At 72.4% G+C, this 18195-nt stretch carries 13 protein-coding genes and 1 riboswitch; of the genes, 4 read left to right on the top strand and 9 right to left on the bottom strand.

Annotated features, from left to right (window positions below; translation table 11 throughout):
- Positions 1 to 6: 6 nt before the first annotated feature.
- Both cobN and AB0M88_RS21710 read right to left on the bottom strand, forming a co-directional pair.
- Positions 7 to 3537, bottom strand: a complete 3531-nt coding sequence (gene cobN, locus AB0M88_RS21715; protein WP_364104857.1) for a cobaltochelatase subunit CobN — start codon at positions 3535 to 3537, stop codon at positions 7 to 9.
- 50 nt (positions 3538 to 3587) lie between these two features.
- A riboswitch (cobalamin riboswitch) is annotated at positions 3588 to 3664 on the bottom strand.
- 76 nt (positions 3665 to 3740) lie between these two features.
- Positions 3741 to 3953 carry a DUF397 domain-containing protein gene (locus tag AB0M88_RS21710; protein WP_364104855.1) on the bottom strand — a complete coding sequence of 71 codons (213 nt, stop codon included), beginning with the start codon at positions 3951 to 3953 and terminating at the stop codon, positions 3741 to 3743.
- Between the two features lie 279 nt (positions 3954 to 4232).
- Here AB0M88_RS21710 and AB0M88_RS21705 point away from each other — a divergent pair, with 279 nt between their 5' ends.
- The 4 genes from AB0M88_RS21705 (at position 4233) to AB0M88_RS21690 (ending at position 9659) form a co-directional block, all read left to right on the top strand.
- Positions 4233 to 5852 (top strand): precorrin-3B synthase, encoded by a 1620-nt coding sequence (locus tag AB0M88_RS21705; protein WP_364104853.1) that lies wholly within the window; start codon positions 4233 to 4235, stop codon positions 5850 to 5852.
- Positions 5849 to 6469 carry a precorrin-8X methylmutase gene (locus AB0M88_RS21700; RefSeq protein ID WP_364104881.1) on the top strand — a complete coding sequence of 207 codons (621 nt, stop codon included), beginning with the start codon at positions 5849 to 5851 and terminating at the stop codon, positions 6467 to 6469. Before AB0M88_RS21705 ends, AB0M88_RS21700 begins: the two co-directional genes overlap by 4 nt.
- A 7-nt stretch (positions 6470 to 6476) precedes the next feature.
- Positions 6477 to 7958, top strand: a complete 1482-nt coding sequence (locus tag AB0M88_RS21695) for a precorrin-2 C(20)-methyltransferase (protein ID WP_364104851.1) — start codon at positions 6477 to 6479, stop codon at positions 7956 to 7958.
- Between the two features lie 114 nt (positions 7959 to 8072).
- The gene (locus tag AB0M88_RS21690; protein ID WP_364104849.1) at positions 8073 to 9659 is read left to right on the top strand and encodes a glycosyl hydrolase; all 1587 of its coding nucleotides are present in this window, start codon (positions 8073 to 8075) and stop codon (positions 9657 to 9659) included.
- Here the strand turns inward: AB0M88_RS21690 and AB0M88_RS21685 are convergent.
- Genes AB0M88_RS21685 through AB0M88_RS21655 form a run of 7 tightly spaced genes read right to left on the bottom strand, consistent with a single transcriptional unit; the run spans position 9593 to position 18129 of the window.
- Positions 9593 to 10873 (bottom strand): glycosyltransferase, encoded by a 1281-nt coding sequence (locus tag AB0M88_RS21685; protein ID WP_364104847.1) that lies wholly within the window; start codon positions 10871 to 10873, stop codon positions 9593 to 9595. The two genes, AB0M88_RS21690 and AB0M88_RS21685, sit on opposite strands and share 67 nt — an antisense overlap.
- Positions 10845 to 12083: a glycosyltransferase family 4 protein gene (locus AB0M88_RS21680; RefSeq protein ID WP_364104845.1), complete on the bottom strand. Its 1239-nt coding sequence runs from the start codon at positions 12081 to 12083 to the stop codon at positions 10845 to 10847. The genes AB0M88_RS21685 and AB0M88_RS21680 overlap by 29 nt, the downstream gene beginning before the upstream one ends.
- On the bottom strand, positions 12080 to 13462 hold the full coding sequence (locus tag AB0M88_RS21675) for a sugar transporter (RefSeq protein WP_364104843.1): 1383 nt from the start codon (positions 13460 to 13462) through the stop codon (positions 12080 to 12082). Before AB0M88_RS21675 ends, AB0M88_RS21680 begins: the two co-directional genes overlap by 4 nt.
- Positions 13456 to 14346: a hypothetical protein gene (locus AB0M88_RS21670; protein ID WP_364104841.1), complete on the bottom strand. Its 891-nt coding sequence runs from the start codon at positions 14344 to 14346 to the stop codon at positions 13456 to 13458. The genes AB0M88_RS21675 and AB0M88_RS21670 overlap by 7 nt, the downstream gene beginning before the upstream one ends.
- Positions 14343 to 16187 (bottom strand): hypothetical protein, encoded by a 1845-nt coding sequence (locus AB0M88_RS21665; protein ID WP_364104839.1) that lies wholly within the window; start codon positions 16185 to 16187, stop codon positions 14343 to 14345. Before AB0M88_RS21665 ends, AB0M88_RS21670 begins: the two co-directional genes overlap by 4 nt.
- Positions 16187 to 17305: a glycosyltransferase family 4 protein gene (locus AB0M88_RS21660; protein WP_364104837.1), complete on the bottom strand. Its 1119-nt coding sequence runs from the start codon at positions 17303 to 17305 to the stop codon at positions 16187 to 16189. The genes AB0M88_RS21665 and AB0M88_RS21660 overlap by 1 nt, the downstream gene beginning before the upstream one ends.
- Positions 17302 to 18129, bottom strand: a complete 828-nt coding sequence (locus tag AB0M88_RS21655) for a glycosyltransferase family 2 protein (RefSeq protein ID WP_364104834.1) — start codon at positions 18127 to 18129, stop codon at positions 17302 to 17304. Before AB0M88_RS21655 ends, AB0M88_RS21660 begins: the two co-directional genes overlap by 4 nt.
- Between the last annotated feature and the right edge of the window lie 66 nt (positions 18130 to 18195).

The raw sequence follows: 18195 nt of genomic DNA, 5'->3' as shown, positions 1-18195 counted from the left end.
CACCCCTTACCCCTCCTCGAGGTCACCCTCCGTGGCCAGGTAGATCTCCTGCAGGGCGGTCAGGGTCGCCGGCTCCGGAGCCGCCCACAGCTTACGGTCGGCCGCCTCGAGCAGGCGCTCGGTGATGCCGTGCAGGGCCCACGGGTTGGAGTCGGTCATGAACTTGCGGTTGTCGGGGTCGAGGACGTAGCTGGCGGCCAGCTGCTCGTACATCCAGTCGGTGACCACACCCGCGGTGGCGTCGAAGCCGAACAGGTAGTCGACCGTGGCGGCCAGCTCGAAGGCACCCTTGTAGCCGTGGCGCTGCATCGCGGCGATCCAGCGCGGGTTCACCACCCGGGCCCGGAAGATGCGGGCGGTCTCCTCGGTCAGGCTGCGCGTACGCGCGTTGTCCGGGTTGGTGGAGTCACCGACGTACGCGGCCGGGGCCTTGCCGGTCAGCGCCCGCACCGTCGCGATCATGCCGCCGTGATATTGAAAGTAGTCGTCCGAGTCGGCGATGTCGTGCTCGCGCGTGTCGATGTTCTTGGCCGCGACCTCGATCCGCTTGTACGCGTTCTCCATGTCCGGCCGCGCGGGCACGCCGTCGAGGCCCCGCCCGTACGCGAAGCCGCCCCAGACCGCGTACACCTCGGCCAGGTCGGCGTCGTCGCGCCAGTTGCGGCTGTCGATCAGCGGGAGGATGCCGGCGCCGTACGCCCCCGGCCGCGACCCGAAGATGCGGGTGGTGGCCCGCCGCCAGTCCCCGTGCCGCTCACGGTCCTGCTCGGCGTGCGCCTTCACGTAGTTGGTCCCGAGCGGCTCGTCGAGCTCGGCCACCAGCTTGAACGCGTCGTCGAGCATGGCCACGACGTGCGGGAACGCGTCGCGGAAGAAGCCCGAGATGCGCACCGTCACGTCGATGCGGGGCCGACCCAGTTCGTCCGGGGTGATGACCTCGAGGCCGCTGACCCGCCGGGACGCCTGGTCCCACACCGGGCGGACGCCGATCAGCGCGAGGATCTCGGCGATGTCGTCGCCGGCCGTCCGCATCGCGCTCGTCCCCCACGCCGACAGGCCGACCGATTTCGGCCAGTCGCCGTAGTCGGCGCGGTAGCGCGCGAGCAGCGACTCGGCCATCGCCTGGCCGGTCTCCCAGGCCAGGGCGCTCGGGATCGCCTTGGGATCGACCGAGTAGAAGTTGCGGCCGGTCGGGAGCACGTTGATCAGCCCGCGCAGGGGCGATCCGCTGGGCCCGGCCGGGACGTAGCCGCCCTCCAGGGCGTGCAGCGTGTTCGTGATCTCGTCGGTGGTGCGGTCGAGCCGGGGAACGATCTCGGTCGCGGCGAAGCGCAGGACGTCGCGGACCTGTTCCGAAATGTCCGGAATGTCGACGTCAGCCCAGCCGGCCGCCTCCATCGCCGTCACCAGGGCCCTGGCCTGCGCCTCGATCCGATCGGTTTCGGCCGTCGACGCGTCCTCGGAGAGCCCCAGCGCCTCCCGCAGACCGGGCAGTGCGGCCACCTTCCCGGCCCACATCTGCTTGGCCCGCAACATCGCCAGCACCAGGTTGACCCGGGCCTCCCCGGCCGGCGCCGCCCCCAGAACGTGCAGCCCGTCGCGGATCTGCGCGTCCTTGATCTCGCAGAGCCACCCGTCGACGTGCAGGATGAACTCGTCGAACTCCTCGTCCCCGGGCCGGTTCGCCAGCCCCAGGTCATGGTCCATCCGGGCGGCCTGGATCAGCGTCCAGATCTGGGCCCGGATCGCCGGCAGCTTGGCCGGGTCGAGCGTGGCGATCGAGGCGTGCTCGTCCAGCAGCTGCTCCAGGCGCGCGATGTCCCCGTACGACTCGGCCCGCGCCATCGGCGGGATGAGGTGATCGATCAGCGTGGCGTGCGCCCGGCGCTTCGCCTGCGTGCCCTCCCCCGGGTCGTTGACCAGGAAGGGATAGATCAGCGGCAGGTCGCCGAGGGCCGCGTCGGCGCCGTCCGACGCCGACATGCCGACGTTCTTGCCCGGCAGCCACTCCAGGTTGCCGTGCTTGCCGACGTGCACGACCGCGTGCGCGCCGAAGTCGTCGGCCACCCAGCGGTACGCCGCCAGGTAGTGATGGCTCGGCGGCAGGTCCGGGTCGTGGTAGATCGCGACCGGGTTGGCCCCGAACCCGCGCGGCGGCTGCACCATCACGACCACGTTCTCGTCCCGCAGCGCGGCGAGCACGATGTCGCCGTCGTCCACGTACAGCTCGCCGGGCGGCGGACCCCAGTGCCGCTCGACGCTCGCCCGCAGATCGTCCGGCAGCGTGGCGAACCACCGCGCGTAGCGCTCACCGCTGATGCGGACCTTGTTGCCGGAGAGCTGGTCCTCGGTCAGCCAGTCCGGGTCCTGGCCGCCCGCCGCGATCAGCGCGTGGATCAGCCCGTCGCCGTCGTAGTCACCGAACGACCCGGTCCGGTAGCCCGTTTCCCGCAGGGCCGCGAGCAGCGCGACCGTCGACGCCGGGGTGTCGAGGCCGACCGCGTTGCCGATCCGGGAGTGCTTGGTCGGGTAGGCCGACAGCATCAGCACGACCCTCCGGTCGGCCGGCGCGATGTGCCGCAGCCGGGCGTGCGCGGTCGCGATGCCCGCCACCCGGCCGGCCCGCTCCGGGTCGGCGACATAGACCGACAGCCCGTCCGGGTCGATCTCCTTGAACGAGAACGGCACCGTGATGATCCGGCCGTCGAACTCGGGGATCGCCACCTGGGTCGCCGCGTCGAGCGGGCTCAGGCCCTCGTCGCTCGCCAGCCAGGACTCCCGCGAGCTGGTCAGGCACAACGCCTGCAGGATCGGCACATCGAGATCGGCGAGCACGCCGACGTCCCACGCCTCGTCGTCACCTCCGGCGCCGACGGTCGCCGGCTTGGTGCCACCGGCCGCCAGGACGGTCACGATCAGGGCGTCGGCCGTGCGCATTTCCGCGAGGAGCGCTTCCGACGCCGTACGCAGGGAGGCCGTGAAGATCGGCCGGGGCCGGGCCCCCTTGGCCTCCAGCGACCGGCAGAGGGTTTCGACGAAGGCGGTGTTGCCGGCCATGTGGTGAGCCCGGTAGTAGAGGACCGCGACCGTCGGGCCGTCCTGATCCTTTGCCTCCCGTTCCAGGACGCCCCACTCCGGGCTCTCGGCCGGAGCGGCGAACCCGTGGCCGGTGAGCAGCACGGTGTCGGAGAGGAAGTCGTGCAGCGCGGCCAGGTTGCCGGCCCCGCCGAACGCCAGATAGGCATGCGCTTCGGCCGCCACCCCGGCGGGCACGGTCGACAGCTTCATCAGGTCGGCGTCCGGCGCCTGCTCACCACCGAGCACAACGACCGGCACCGGCCCGGCGAGCAGCGCGTCGATGCCCTCCTCCCAGGCCCGTCGGCCACCGAGAATGCGCACGACGACGAGATCGACCCCGCCGAGGAGGCCTTCCAGATCGGCGACGCCGGTGCGGGCCGGGTTGGCCAGCCGCCAGGGCTTGCCGGACGCCCGGGCGCTGAGCAGATCGGTGTCAGAGGTCGACAGCAGCAGGAACACGCGCTCTCCTCAGGGGTCCGCGCCCCGTGTGTGAAGGGACCCGGCGACCGGAGTTCCTGGCTCCCAGGGCTCCCAAGGCTCCCTGGTGACAGTGGCGGGACCGCGCCGGACTCACACCGGCTTCCTCCGCGGCGTCGCCGCTCGTAGACCCTCAGCCTCCCGGCCCCCGCAACCCGGCGTCAAGCTGGCACCCCGGGTGTGAGCTAGGCGATGTCGAACTCGCCGTTGCGCACACCCTTGAGGAACGCATCCCACTCCTCGTGGGTGAACCTGTGAAACGGCCCCTGCCCCTTGTCCTTGGTGTCGCGGACATATACAACCCCGGGGAGATTTCTGGCAACTTCGACACAGTTGCCGGAACCGCCGCTGCTGAACGAACTCGAGTGCCAGTCGGCGCCCTCGATCTGTTGTGCCATCGCTACCCCCATGCTTGTTCCGCTCGTAGGCCTTCAGCCTCACGATGGCCGCGACGCAGCGTCAAGTTCGCGGGTGCTAGCTTTCTCGGCCCACAAACGCCCGAGAGCGCACCGCGTCCCGGCACGGAAGCCGCGCCGCCGACGCGGCGGTCACGAAGGCATGATCACGAGCGGCCTTCTCCGGCCGATCGCTTCGGCGACGACGGAACCCTCGGAAGACCTGTGACGATCACGACCGAGATGCGGGCGCGGCGAGGGGCGACCGTAGTATCGGCTGTCGTGCCCGCTCGACGTCAGACTGCCGATGACGCGTGCCCCGGTGCGCTGCGACTGCATGCCGCGGCCGACGGGGCCCTCGCGCGGATCCGGCTGCCCGGCGGGATGCTCACGGGCCGCCGGCTGCGGGTCCTGACTGAGATCGCCGAGGAGCAGGGTGACGGTGCGCTGGAGCTGACCTCGCGGGCCAACATCCAGCTCCGGGCACTGCGGGCCGACCCGACGGAACTGGCCGGGCGCCTGGCGGCGGCCGGGCTGCTGCCTTCGCTGGCGCACGAGACCGTACGCAACATCGCCGCCCCGCCCCTCGCCGACGCCGAGACGCGCCGGCTCGTCGAAGAGCTCGACCGCGGCCTCTGCGCCGACGACGCCCTCGCCGCGCTCCCGGGCCGCTTCCTCTTCGCCATCGGCCGAACCTCGCTGGCGGCCGACGTCACCGCGATCCCACTCGCCGACCACCCCGCCGACCCTCACGCACCGGCCGACACCGCGATCCCACCCGCCGACCCTCACGCACCGGCCGACACCGCGATCCCACCCGCCGACCCTCACGGCCCCGCCGACACCGCGATCCCACTCGCCGACCACCCCGCCGACCCTCACGCACCGGCAGACACCGCGATCCCACTCGCCGACGCTCACGGACCGGCCGGCGCCGCGTCGGGCCGGTGGATGTGGGTCATCGTGCTCGGCGGCACCGATGTCGGCCTGCGGGTGGCGGCCGATCAGGTCGTGGCGACGATGCTCGCGGCCGCGCACGGGTTCCTCGCCGAGCGGGCCGGGCGGGAGCCCAAACCGTGGCGGCTGCGAGAGGTCCCGGACGGGCCGGAGCTGATCGCGTCGCGCCTGCGAAACGTGCCCGGCGGAGCGGAGCCGGTCGCGTCGCGTCTGCGAAAGGTGGCCGGCGGAGCGGAGCCGGTCGCGTCGCGTCTGCGAAAGGTGGCCGGCGGAGCGGGCGCCGAGCAGCCCGGTGCCGGCCTCGAGCCGGCCGGCGGGACGGCTCCAGCCGCAGCGGAGCCTGCCGCCGAAGGGCCGCGGCAGACCCGAACGGTTGCCGGGCAGCTGCCGGACAAGTCGGACCCGAGACGATTGCCGGAAACTGCGGGCGCGTCCGCGCGGGCTGTGGATCGACGACCGGTAATCACCGAGCCCGAGGCTGAGCCACTCGTCGGGAGGCTGGCCGGGGGCGCGGTCGGCGCGCTGGTGCCTTTCGGGCGGCTCACCGGCGTACATCTGAGAGTTTTGGCGCGAGCGGAGCGCCTCGCCGTGACCCCCTCGGGTGGGGTCGTGATCTTGGATCTGGCGCCCGAGGAGGCCGAGTTGTGGGTGCGCGACCTCACCCAGGCCGGCCTCGTCACCGAGAGTGACTCGAAGTGGGTTGGGATTACTACCTGTGCGGGGCGGCCCGGTTGCGGAAAGGCGCTCGCGGACGTGCGGGGTGACGCCGAGCGGGCGGCGCGGTTCGTGGCCGGGCTTCCCGTGCACTGGGTCGGGTGTGAGCGCGGGTGCGGCTCGCCCGCGACCCCGCATGTGCGGGTCGAGGCGACCGGCGGCGGCTACCTGGTGGACGGAGAACCGGTGGAAGGCGACCTCGGCGAGGTCGTGGCGGCGAGGAGGGCCTGATGGAGTACGAGAGGGACGGCGCGGAGATCTACCGGCGGTCGTTCGCCACCATTCGGGCCGAGGCCGACCTCGGTGGGCTGCCGGCCGAGGTGGCGCGGGTCGCCGTGCGGATGATCCATGCCTGCGGGATGGTCGACCTGGCCGGCGACATCGGGCACAGCCCGAATGTCGCGACGGCAGCGCGGAAGGCGCTGCTGGACGGGGCTCCGGTGCTGTGTGACGCCGAGATGGTGGCGGCCGGGGTGACCCGCAAGCGGTTACCGGCGGCCAATGAGGTCATCTGCACGTTGCGTGACCCGCGGGTGCCGGAGCTCGCCGCACGACTGAACACGACCCGCAGCGCCGCCGCCCTCGATCTGTGGGGCGACCGGCTCGGTGGCGCGGTGGTGGCGATCGGGAACGCGCCGACCGCGCTGTTCCGGCTGCTCGAGATGGTCGCCGCGGGGGCGCCCCGGCCGGCCGCCGTGCTCGGCATTCCGGTCGGGTTCATCGGGGCGGCCGAGTCGAAGGACGCGCTGGCCGCGTCCGACCTGGAATATCTGATCGTGCGGGGCCGCCGCGGCGGCAGCGCCATCACGGCCGCCGCGGTCAACGCGCTGGCCTCCGAAAATGAGTAGGAGCACCATGGCTGGGCGGCTGTTCGGGGTCGGGGTGGGTCCGGGCGATCCGGAACTGGTCACCGTGAAGGCGGCGCGGCTGATCGGCGCGGCGCAGGTGGTGGCCTACCACGCGGCGCGGCACGGGCGGAGCAACGCGCGGGCGATCGCCGAGGCCTATCTGCGGCCGGGGCAGATCGAGGAGGCGCTGATCTATCCGGTCACCACCGAGGGGACCGACCATCCGGGCGGCTACCAGGGCGCGATCGACGAGTTCTACGCCGAGTCGGCGGCCCGGCTGGCCGCCCACCTTGACGCCGGGCGTGACGTGGTGGTGCTGGCCGAGGGTGACCCGTTTTTCTACGGCTCCTACATGCACATGCACAAGCGGCTGGCCGACCGGTACGAGACGACGGTCGTGCCCGGTGTGACGTCGGTGAGCGCGGCCTCGGCGGTGCTCGGGCGGCCGCTGATGGAACGCGACGAGGTGCTGACCGTGCTGCCGGGCACGCTGCCCCCGGCCGAGTTGGCGGCCCGGATCGAGGCGACCGACTCGGCGGCCATCATGAAGTTGGGGCGCACGTTCGAGGGCGTACGGGAAGCCCTGGACCGAGCCGGCCGGCTGGATGACGCCTGGTATGTCGAGCGAGCCACCACCGACCGTGAGCGGATCGCCCACCTGGCCGACGTGGACGCGGACAGCGTCCCCTATTTCTCGGTGGCGATGTTGCCGTCGCGAGCCGACCGGGAATCCGACAGAACGCCCAGGGTGACGGTCGTCGGCCTCGGTCCGGGTGATCCTCGCTGGCTCACCCCGGAAGCCCGGGACGCCCTGCGGCAGGCCGACGACCTGGTCGGCTACACGACCTACCTGGCCCGGCTGGAGACGCGAAAAGGGCAGACCAAACACGCCAGCGACAACCGGGTCGAGGCCGAACGCGCCGCCTTCGCCCTCGACCTGGCCAAGCGCGGGCGCCGGGTGGCCGTGGTGTCGAGCGGCGACCCGGGCGTCTTCGCGATGGCGACGGCCGTGCTCGAGGTGGCCGAGGACCCGCAGTGGAAGGACGTCGAGGTGCGGGTCGTGCCCGGGCTGACCGCCGCGCAGGCCGTGGCGAGCCGGGCCGGGGCGCCGCTCGGCCACGACTTCTGCGTCATGTCGCTCTCCGACCGGCTCAAGCCGTGGCCGGTGATCGAGCGGCGGCTGGCCGCGACGGCCGCCGCCGACCTGGTCATCGCGATCTACAACCCGGCCTCGAAGAGCCGCACCGGGCAGCTGGTGCGGGCCCGTGAGGTGCTGCTGGAGCACCGGTCGGCCGAGACCCCGGTGATCGTCGGCCGGGACGTCGGCGGGCCGGCCGAGTCGGTGCGGGTGACCACGCTGGGCGAACTCGACCCGGCCACCGTCGACATGCGCTGCCTGCTGATCGTGGGGTCGTCACAGACTCGCGTGGCGAGCCGCGCCGACGGCTCGACGCGGGTGTTTACGCCCCGTTCGTACCCCGCCGTCTGAGCACGGAACCGAGCAACTCCCCGTTCGCACCCGCAATGCAATCAGAGATCTCAACGAACTCGGTGTGCAGCCGCCGAAAAGGAGGGCCGTCCCCGGTACAGAGAATTTCCTGAAGTGAAGGGCAAGCCCCCTGTGACCCTCTCCCGCCGCCGTAACGCCGTGATCGCCTCTTCACTTCTGCTCGGCCTCGCCGCCCCGGCCACCCCGGCCCTGGCCAAAGCCGCTTCCAAGACGTCGGCCACCAAACCGGCCGTCGCGAAAACGCCGGCGCCGGCGAAGACCACAGCTCCAGCCAAGAGCACGGTCAAGGCCGCCGCCACGGCCACCACCGCCCCGACGCTGGCCTCCCGGATGACCGCGGTCAAGGTCGCCAAGACCCTGAACTACTACCCGGACACCGCCGGCTGGTCCAAGATGTGGACCAACTTCAACGCGACCCAGATCAACGCCGACCTGGCCAAGGCGCAGGCGCTCGGTGCGGACAACGTACGGGCGATCCTCTTCCCGACCACGATGGGCTACCCGACCCCGACCGCGACCTACATGGACCGGCTCAGCCAGTTCGTGACCATGGCCGCCGCGCACAACATGACGGTCAAGTTCACGCTGTTCGACTGGTGGGACGGATACTCCGACGTCGCCGGCAGCACGACCTGGGCGCGCGCCGTCCTCACGCCCTACAAGGACGACAAGCGGGTCATCTCGGTCGAGGTGAAGAACGAGTTCGACGCCGCCGACGCGGCCGGCGTGGCCTGGGCCAAGAAGATCGTCCCGGCGATCCGGTCGATCGCGCCGACGATGCCGCTGACCTTCTCGGTCGACGGCACGGCCGGGGCCACCGGCATGGCGAAGATCAAGGCGGCGCTGGTCGCGAGCCCGCTCGACTTCTACGACTTCCACTTCTACGGCAACTCGGAGCGGGCGCTCGCCAACATCCGGAAGGCCCAGGCCGCGGTCACCCCGACCCCGGTCGTGATCGGTGAGGTCGGCCTGAACACGCTGCAGAACACCGATGGCGAGCAGGCCGCGTTCCTGGCCCGGGTGTTCGAGGCGGCCAAGGTCGCGGGCATCGGCTCGGTGGCGCCGTGGACGCTCTACGACTTCACCAGCACCGCCATCCCGACCTCGCAGGTGTCGCAGTTGCCGGCGCAGTACAACTACGGGCTCTACCACACCGACGGATCGGCGAAACCGGCCGCCGCGGTGGTCAAGGCCGAGTGGACCGGGACCGCGCTGCCGGCCGACCTGTTCGACCCGAGCTTCGAGCTGACCGCCGACGCCAGCCCGTGGTCGGCGTACCTGCCCCAGCTCGGCGTAGGGGTGCGCACCACCTCGGCCGCGCACACCGGCAAGTGGTCGGTCAGCTTCACCCGGACCGGCAAGGACCCGTCCGGTGCGCCCTCGATCCGGGTCGCCCCGATCACCCCGGTGCAGTCGGGCCAGAAGTGGCACGGCGAGGTGTGGATCAAGGGCAACGCCGCCACCGGGCAGTCGCAGATCGCGCTGAGCTGGTTCGACGCCAACGACAAGTGGCTGGGCGGGGCGTCCTCGGCGTCGTTGCCGGTCGGCACGCACAACTGGACCAAGCTGTCGGTCGACGGAATCGCGCCGGCTGGCTCGGCCAGCATGCAGATTCACCTCAAGTCGGGCGCCAACTCGGGCACGATCTGGTTCGACGACGTCGCGGTCAGCAATTCCTGACCACTGACGGTCATCGGCACGCCGATTTCCTCCAGCAGGCGGGCGTACGCGGAAACCGTGCGCTCCCACGACGAGGGGTCGGCGTGCCGGCGCGCGGTCAGCCCGGCCGCCCGCTCGATCGCGACCGCCAGGTCACCGGGCGCGGCGGCCGGCGTCAGGACCGCCCCCGAATAGCCCTCGGCCGCCTCGACCAGTCCGCCGACCGCGGTCACCACCACCGGCAGGCCGTGGCTCATCGCGATGTGCAGCGGCCCGCTCGCCGAGCTGCGCCGGTAGGGCAGCACGACCACGTCGGCCGCCCCGAAGTAGTGGTCCACCTCGGCGTCGGCGACGTAGCGGTTGACCAGGGTGATGCGGCCGGCGGCCGGGGACTGCGCGATCAGCCGGGCGGGCAGGTCCCAGCCCTCCCAGGTCTCGCCGACCACGGTCAGGTGATAGCTGGCCGGCAGCCCGGCGAACGCCTCGACCAGGTCCTCCAGACCCTTGTAGGGCCGGATCGTGCCGAAGAACAGCAGCCGGCACACACCGGCTTCGGACGGGCGGCGGGCGGCCGGGACCACCGAGTGATGGTCGTACGGCCCGTGCAACGCGATCTGCGCGGGCACCTGTCCCAGCCCGTACGCCGAAAGCAGCGCGACCAGATCGAACCGTGAGTGGACCACCACGCCGGAGGTGAGCCGCAGCAGCGGCTTGATCATCCATCGGGTGTAGAGCGAGGCCCACCGGTGTGCGGCCTCGCCGGTGTCCTGCACCTCGTGGAACTCGATGACGACGCGCGCCCCGCGCAGCCGCGCCGCGAGGGCGAGGGCCAGGTAGGAGTGCAGCACCGTGCCGGTCCACCACTGGAGCACCAGCACGTCGGGCTGGCGCCGGCCGACGAATCGGATGGCCCGCAGCAGGCTCGGGATCGCGAACCAGTCGACGCCGTCGAAGACCGGCACCTCGTAGCGCAGATCGCTGAGCCGCTGCCCGACGCGTGCCCGCCCGGGATAGAGACGTTTCGGCAGCAGCCGGCGCATCAGGACCGCCCCGACGTCGAACCGTTCCCCGAGCGCGTTGCTCAGCCGGCAGGTGTAGTAGCTGATCCCGGACAGGAAGTGCCAGCCCGAACCGACGACGACGATGCGCGGCTCATCGATGGGCGTCGGCTCATCGGTTGGCGTTGGCTCATCGGTTGACGTTGGCTCATCGGTTGGCGTTGGCGATGCACTCACGGTAGGCCTCCTCGATCTGCGGGACGACGCGCGCGGCCGTGAAGTCGAGCCCGCGCCGGTGGCCCTCGGCGCGCAGCCGCCGCGCCAGGCCGGGTTCGGTGAGCAGCCGCACGATCGCGGCGTGCAGGGCGTCCGCGTCGCCGGGCGGCACCAGCAGGCCGCTCTCCCCGTCGCGCACCACGTCGGCCAGGCCGCCGGTGCGGGAGGCGATCAGCGGGGTCCGGGCCAGCAGGGCCTCGACCGCGACCTGCCCCATCGCCTCCATGAGCGACGGCACCACCCCGATCGCCGCGCCGTGCCAGGCCGCCATCACCTCGGCGTGCGGCACGTCGTGGCGGATCACCACGCCCTCCGGCACGTCCGGCGTGTCCGGCCTCGCGGTGCCGAGGCAGACCAGGCGCGGTGCCGGCTCGCCGCCCTGCCATCCGGCCCGGAGCTTCCGGTACGCGGTGAACAACACGTCGATGCCTTTGTGCGGGCCGAGCGCGCCGACGAACAGCAGGTAGGGCGTGGTGGGCAGCCAGGGTGGGCGCGGGGCGCTCCGGGCCAGGTCGTCGAGGCCGTCCGGGACCAGACTCGAGATGGTTCTGATCGGCACGTCGCCGGGCAGGCGCGCGCCCCGTAGGGAATCGGCGACCGCGGGCGAGATGGCGGTGACGAGGTCGATGCCCCGGTGGCGGTGGGAGCGGAGCGCCGTGGCGAGGACGGCGGCCTTGGGCATGCCGTACTGGCCGGCGGCGCACGGAATGCAGCGGCTCAGCCGCGGACCGGCGCAGTCCGGTGTCGGGGTCTTCCGGGCGCAGAGCAGGCCGTAGTCGTGGGCGGTGTGCACGTGCGGCCGTCCGGCGCGCCCGCGATGCAGGGGCAGATAGCTGTACATCAGCCAGTCGTGGCTGTGGACCACGTCGTACGCCTTCGCGCGCAGCGCCCGGCCGATCGCCCTCGTGGTGACGGGGTCGGGGGCGGTCGGGTGGAAGGGCCTGTGCGGGTCCTGGTTGAGGCGGGGCAGCACGGTCGTGGCGATGCCCGGGACGCGGATGACCTCGACGCCCCGGATCGTCGCGCGTCGTTGCGGGGCGGCCGGGGTGGCCAGCGTGAGCACGGTGACCTCGTGGCCGCGCCGGATCAGTTCCTCGCTGCTGGTGGCGACGCTGCGCTCGAGGCCGCCGATCAGGGGGGCATAGAGGTTGGCGAGCTGCAGGATCCTCATCGGACGGACGCCTCCTTGCGGCGCGAGGCGGGGCGGGACTTCGGCGGGCGCCCGGTCGCCCGGGCGGCCGGCCGGCTCACGGCGTGGTCCCGCGGGGCGGCCCGGTGTCGCAGCACGAAGCGGGACCGCCGGCCGTTTCGGCCGGTCAGAGCCGAGACGGTGACCAGCAGCGCGCCCGCGAACTCGCCGGCCAGCCAGGCCAGGCCGGCCGCGGCGATGCCCAGGCCGGGCAGCCAGAACCAGGTCAGGGCCAGGCAGGTCGAGGCCATCACCAGGTTGAGGTGCAGGCAGCGGCGGAACTCGCGGCGGGAGCGCCAGTGGGCTACGGCCAGGTTGGTGATGGCGTCGGGGATCGCGGCGATCACGAGGATCTTGAGGAGGAGTCCACCACCGGTCGCGTAGCCGCTGCTGAACAGGCCGAGGATCTCGTCGCCGGCGACGAAGAGGACGATCGCGGGCGCGCCGATGACGGCCAGCACCACGGTGGCGGCCTTCCGCAGCGGCGCTGGTCGAGCTCCCACGTGGCTGCGCTCGGCGTAGAACGCCGACGCGACCGCGGGCGAGACCATGAACAGCACCGACGCCGTCATCCAGGCCACGTAGAAGTGCGCGTTGGCGCTCGCCCCGAGCCGGGCCGTGACCAGAACCGGCAGCAGCGCGCCCGGGCCGGCCTGGGCCAGGTTGATCAGGTGGTGGCCGCTCAGTGCGGCGCGGACGTGCTTCACCTCCCGGCCCAGCCTGGCGCCGGTGAGTCGTGCACCGGCCCGCAGCCTCGAGGGGCTGACCGCGAGCGTGACCGCGGTGACGGCGATCGAGGGCAGCGTCCAGGCGAGCAGAACGGCGTTCGAGTCGTGCAGGCCGAGACCGGTCAGGGCCGGCAGAGCCAGCACCTTGCCAGCGGCGAGGGCCAGGTTGCGCCAGAGCATGCCGTGGCTCGCCCGGTGCGCGACGAAAACGTAGTCGAGCAGCGTCGACGCGGTCAGCGCGACCGCGGTGGCGATCAGGGCCGGCGCGCTGAGAACCGCGAAGTTCCCGGCCAGCCGCGGCAGCAGGATCGCGGCCGCGGTGGCGGTCAGCGCGGTGGCCGCGCACCCGATCAGCAGACCGCCGCTGACGATCCGCGACCAGACGGCGGCCGGGGTGCCGGGCAGCCGCTGGATGAACATGTGCCCGATCCCCAGATTGGACAGCATGCTGACGACGGTCGCGGCCGAGATCAGTGCGGTGGCCGCGCCGACCGCGCTGGGCGCGAGGCCGCGGGCGGCGACCATCCAGAACAGGTAGCCGAGGCCGCTCGTCCCGACCGTGCTCGCCATGATGAGCACGCTGTTGCGGGCCAGCGAGTCGCCCGCCACCCGCCGGGCGGCCGCCCTCAGCATGGGACCGGGCCCCGGCGCGTGACGAGGCGGGCCGGGAACGGGCCGCGGCCGTAGAAGACGGTGCTCGCGGCGCCGAGGCTGATCCGGATGGGATGCAGGCATCCGTCCGCCGGGGCGGGGACGTGTACGCGAAGCGCCCGGGTACCGGCGGTGACCGCGACCGGCCGGCTCGGGGCCGCCGCGCGGTCGCCGATCCGCACCAGCAGGTCGGCGGTCGCCTCGGGCTCGCCCGCGCTGCTCACTTCGAGCGGCACCTCGAGCCCGGCCCGGGGAATCGCCACCGGTCCGGCGATCCCGGCGGCCCAGCCCGCGAGCGCGAGGCTGGTGTAGCCGGGCTCAGCCGGGTGGGGCAGCCGTTGGTAGACGACCGTCGCCGTGCCCCCGATGAGCAGCGCGAGCACCACCGGCACGCCGATCGCCGCGGCGGTGGACAGTCGTGGCGTTTTTGTCGTACCCCCGTGCTCAACTGGCCCCACCCAGTGACCGGGGTGGGCCGGGTCAGCGGGCGGGTCAGCGGGCGGGTCAGCGGGCGGGTCAGCGGGCGGGTCAGCGGGTGGGTCAACCGGCTTGCCGGCGATCGCATAGGCCCCAAGCGCGGTCGCCAGCACCGCCAGCCCGGCGGCCAGAGCGCGGCCCTCGATGCGCAAGCCGATGACGTAGAGGACCAGCGCGGTCAAGGGCAGCGAGATCAAGCCCGCGACCACCGTCAACCCCAGGCGAGCCACCGGTGTGAGCGGCTCCCGGATCAGGGCCCGCGTCCACAGCGCGCCGACCGCCAGCACCGCGGTCAGGCAGAGCACGGACGACAGCACCGGCACGGCGGGCGCGAAGGCCAGGACGGCCAGGATCGGGTAGGTGGCCGCCAGGAGGTGGGCGGTTTTCACGGCGTACCTCCGGAAGCGCTCGCCCGCAGCGAGCCGAAGTCGAATCGGTAGATCGCCACGTCCGAGCTGTCGTAGATCTTGATGGTCCACGGCAGCGAGTCGAATTTGGTGAGCTGGGCGAGCGTGAACGCGGGCCGGTCGCCGTGCGGGATCGGCTCGTTGGTCTCGAAATAGATCTTGATGTCGGGCACCTCGAGGGCCATCCGCCGGTCGACGACGAGATAGCCGAAGCGCCACGACTGGAGCTGGCTGAGCAGCGGGGCGGAGATCGGCCGGCCGGGCTCGGCCAGATAGAGGTCGTAGGTCGGGAAGGTGCCGGAGCCGGTGACCGGGTCCTGTCCGCCGTAGGAGCCGAAGATCAGGCCGGAGTAGCGGTCGGCGACGATGCGCAGGTCGCGGCCCTGGGTGCGGCGCAACCAGGCCGAGGCGGCCAGCATCTCCGGGGAGGCGGCCCGGGTGTCGGAGCCGAAGGCGGGCGGGCCGGGGAAGCGGTAGGACGGGTTCATGCCGGCCGCGACGTTGCCGACCAGCAGGACCGTCGTCACGGCGAGCAGGCCGCCGGCGATGAACCGGAAGCGGTTGAGCAGGGCGCCGACGACCGGCGCGACGACCAGCGCGATCCCGAGATAGCTGAACGCCCACGACCGCCGTGCGCCCTCGGCCCCCGACGGGGTCAGGATCAGCAGCGCGGCCGGGAAGTAGAGCGAACCGAGGATCAGCAGGCTCAGCCGGGCGGAGCGGTCGACGGGCCCGCCCGACCGGTCGCGCCACAGGCGGATGACGGCGAGCCCCATGCCGAGCATGGCGATCGGCGGGGCCACGAACGCCGCCGCCCGCTCCCACCACGGGGCGATCGACTGGCTGAACAGCTGGCGGCTGCCCGAGCCGTGCTTGCCGGCCATGCCGGCGGCCTGGTCGAGGGCCTGCCCGAAGTAGGGGTCGAGGTAGCCGGCGGTGCGCGGCGAGACCCAGATGAGCCACGCCGCGACGAGCGCGGCGGTGGCTCCGGTGAGGGCCCAGGCGGTCGCGGTGGCGACCGAGCGAAACGACCGTACGCTGAGGACAGTCGAGACCAGCAGCATGACGCCGATCAGCCACAGCGCCGTCAGGTGGTGGGTCGCGATCGTCGCCCCGGCCAGCAGCAGCGTGAGGGCCGACCAGCCGAGCCGAGCCGCCCGCAACGACGCCCGCAGCGCCCGCAGCAACGTGACCAGGGTCCAGATCAGCAGCGGGATGGCGAGCGACTCGTAGCCGAACTGGGTGTCGAAGAAGAGGAACGAGCTGTTCAGGCTGTAGATGACCGCGGCCACGGCGGCCACCCGGGGGTTGCCCCACAGGTCGCCGGCGAGCACCGCGACGCCGAGCACGACCAGCACGTGGGCGAGCACCAGCACGACCAGCGCGGCCTGCCAGACCGAGATGCCGGCCAGCGCGGCGATCGAGGCGACCGTCGCGTGCAGGCCGGGGAAGTCGCCGATCACCCGGACGATCGGGTTGGTCTCGAAGAGCCGCCCGTCGGTCAGGATCTCCTGGCTCTGCCGCCAGTGGGCGAACTCGTCGTGGTAGAGCGGGCCGTCCGGGTTGCGGAGCAGCTTGGGCAGGTAGGTGAAGGCGGCGTAGCCGACGAGCACGCCGAGCCGGACCGACGGGCTGACGTCCCGCCGGCCGGCGACCGCGATCGCCGGCACCGCGAACAGCAGCAGGCCGAGCCAGAACAGCGGGAACGGCGAGCCGTGCTGCCATTCCGCGAGGCGGTAGGACGTCACGATCAGGGACGTCCCGGCGGCCCCCGCGACCGCCAGGACGACCGTGCCGGGAAGCTTCCCCGAAATTAGGGTCATCAGTTGGGAACTCCCGCACCACTCTGTTCGATCACTCGTACGCGCGGGGCGACGGCCGCGTACACCTGCCGGGTCGAGGCAACAACATCGGCCCACGACGGCAGGGGGCTTTCCGCGTTTTCCGCCCGATCGGTGCCGACCGCCCGGCGCAGCGCACCGGCCAGCGCCGCCTCGTCGTCCGGGTTGACCAGCCAGAGCTTCACGCCCGAACCGGCCAGCACGGCCAGCTCGCGGTGGGCCGGGATGAACGACGCCACGGTCGGGATGCCGGCCGCGATCGCGTCGGCCACGGCCATGCCGAACGCCTCGTGGGCCGACGCCGACACGGCGGCCGAGGCGCCGGCTATCGCGGCCGCGAACGCGTGGTCGGTCAGCCGACCGTGGAAGGTGACCCGGTCGGTCAGGCCGAGCCGGCGGGTCAGGTTCTCGAGCTCCGGCCGGGCGGGGCCGGTGCCGACGACGTCGAGCCGGTGGTCGGCGTCCAGGTGGGTGAGCGCGCGCAGGATCCGGTCGACCCGCTTGTAGCGCTCGAGGCGTCCCACGCAGAGGATGCGGGGCGACGGTCCGGGCTCGGGCGCCGAGGCGGCCTCGGGCGCCGGGTCGGTGCCGTTCGGGATCACCACGATCCGCCCGCCGGCGGCCGGGAAGTGCCGGACGACCAGGTCACGTTCGGCCCGGGTGACGCAGATGATCCGGCTCGACCGGGAGACGATCCGCCGCCCGACCGGACGGTAGATCGGGTGCAGCGCGGCTCGGAGCCGGCTGTGCCCGGTGCCGTGATAATGCGGCGTGAAGACGAGCGGCGTGCGGTTGGTGAGTGCGGCCGGCAGCGCAGCCAGCGAGTGATAACTGTGGGCATGCAGCAGGTCGTAGCGGCCGGCGTGGGCGCGCAGCCACTGCCAGAGGGCGGCCGAGAACCGGTAGTCGGCGGCCCGCACGGTGAGCGGGAAACGGCGTACGAGCACGCCGTCGAGCTGTTCCTGGGCCGCGATCGCGTGCTGGGTGAGCACCTCGACCTCGTCGCCGGCCGCGACCAGGCCGGCGGCCAGGCGGCGGACGTGGGTCTCCACGCCCCCGACGTCGGGGTGATAGGCGTTGACGACGACGCCGACCCTCACCGGAGGAGGCCTCGGGCTTTGCGGCCGACCCGGTGGGCGGCCCGCTTGCGCGGCCATTCCCGGGCGATCGTACGCAGTACGCGCAGGCCGTCGGAGATCGCGTTGAGGTTGCTCTCCCCGTGCAGGCGGAGATGCTCGTAGCTGGGCACCTCCACGATCCCGAGCCGGGCCCGGGCGGCGCGCAGGGTCAGCAGGGTCTCGATCTCGAAGCCGTCGCCCCACAGACGTCCGTCGCCGGCCGGCAGGGGCGAGGTGCTGTCGAGGTCGAACGCGTCCAGGCAGTGCGCCCAGAACGCGTTGTAGCCGTAGCAGAGATCGGTGTAGCGGGTGCCGAACAGGATGTTGACCAGCAGGTTGAGGAAACGGTTGCCGAGCCGGCGGACGCGGGTGATGTCGGCGCTGCCGCCGCTGTCCCGGAACCGGGAGCCCTTGGCGAAGTCGGCACCCCCGCGCAGCGCGGCCAGGAAGGCCGGGATCTCCGACGGGTCGGTCGACCCGTCCGCGTCGATCATGACCAGGATGTCCCCGGTCGCCGCCGCGAATCCACAGGCCAGGGCGTTGCCCTTGCCCCGGCGGTTCTGCCGCACGACCCGGATGCCGGGCATCAGCCGGCAGGCGACGTCGACGGTGTCGTCGGTCGAGCCGCCGTCGACCAGGATGACCTCGTCGACCTCGGGCAGCCGGGCCATCACGTGGGGCAGGTTCCGGGCCTCGTTGAGCGCCGGAATGATGACGCTGACCAGGGGTTCACTCGCCGCGGCGAGCTCCTCCGGCGGTTCGGGCCCCGCCCCGGTCAACGGGCGAACGTAGGGGACCGTAGACATGGTTCATCTCCCAGATTCGTGGTGCGCGGACGGTCGTACGGGCCGCCGGTGCCGGCCTTCGGGCAC

The sequence above is a fragment of the Actinoplanes sp. NPDC051411 genome (assembly GCF_040682075.1).
Lineage (GTDB): Bacteria > Actinomycetota > Actinomycetes > Mycobacteriales > Micromonosporaceae > Actinoplanes.
Note: the sequence above shows the minus strand (reverse complement) of the source record. Positions and strands in the feature narration are given on the sequence as shown.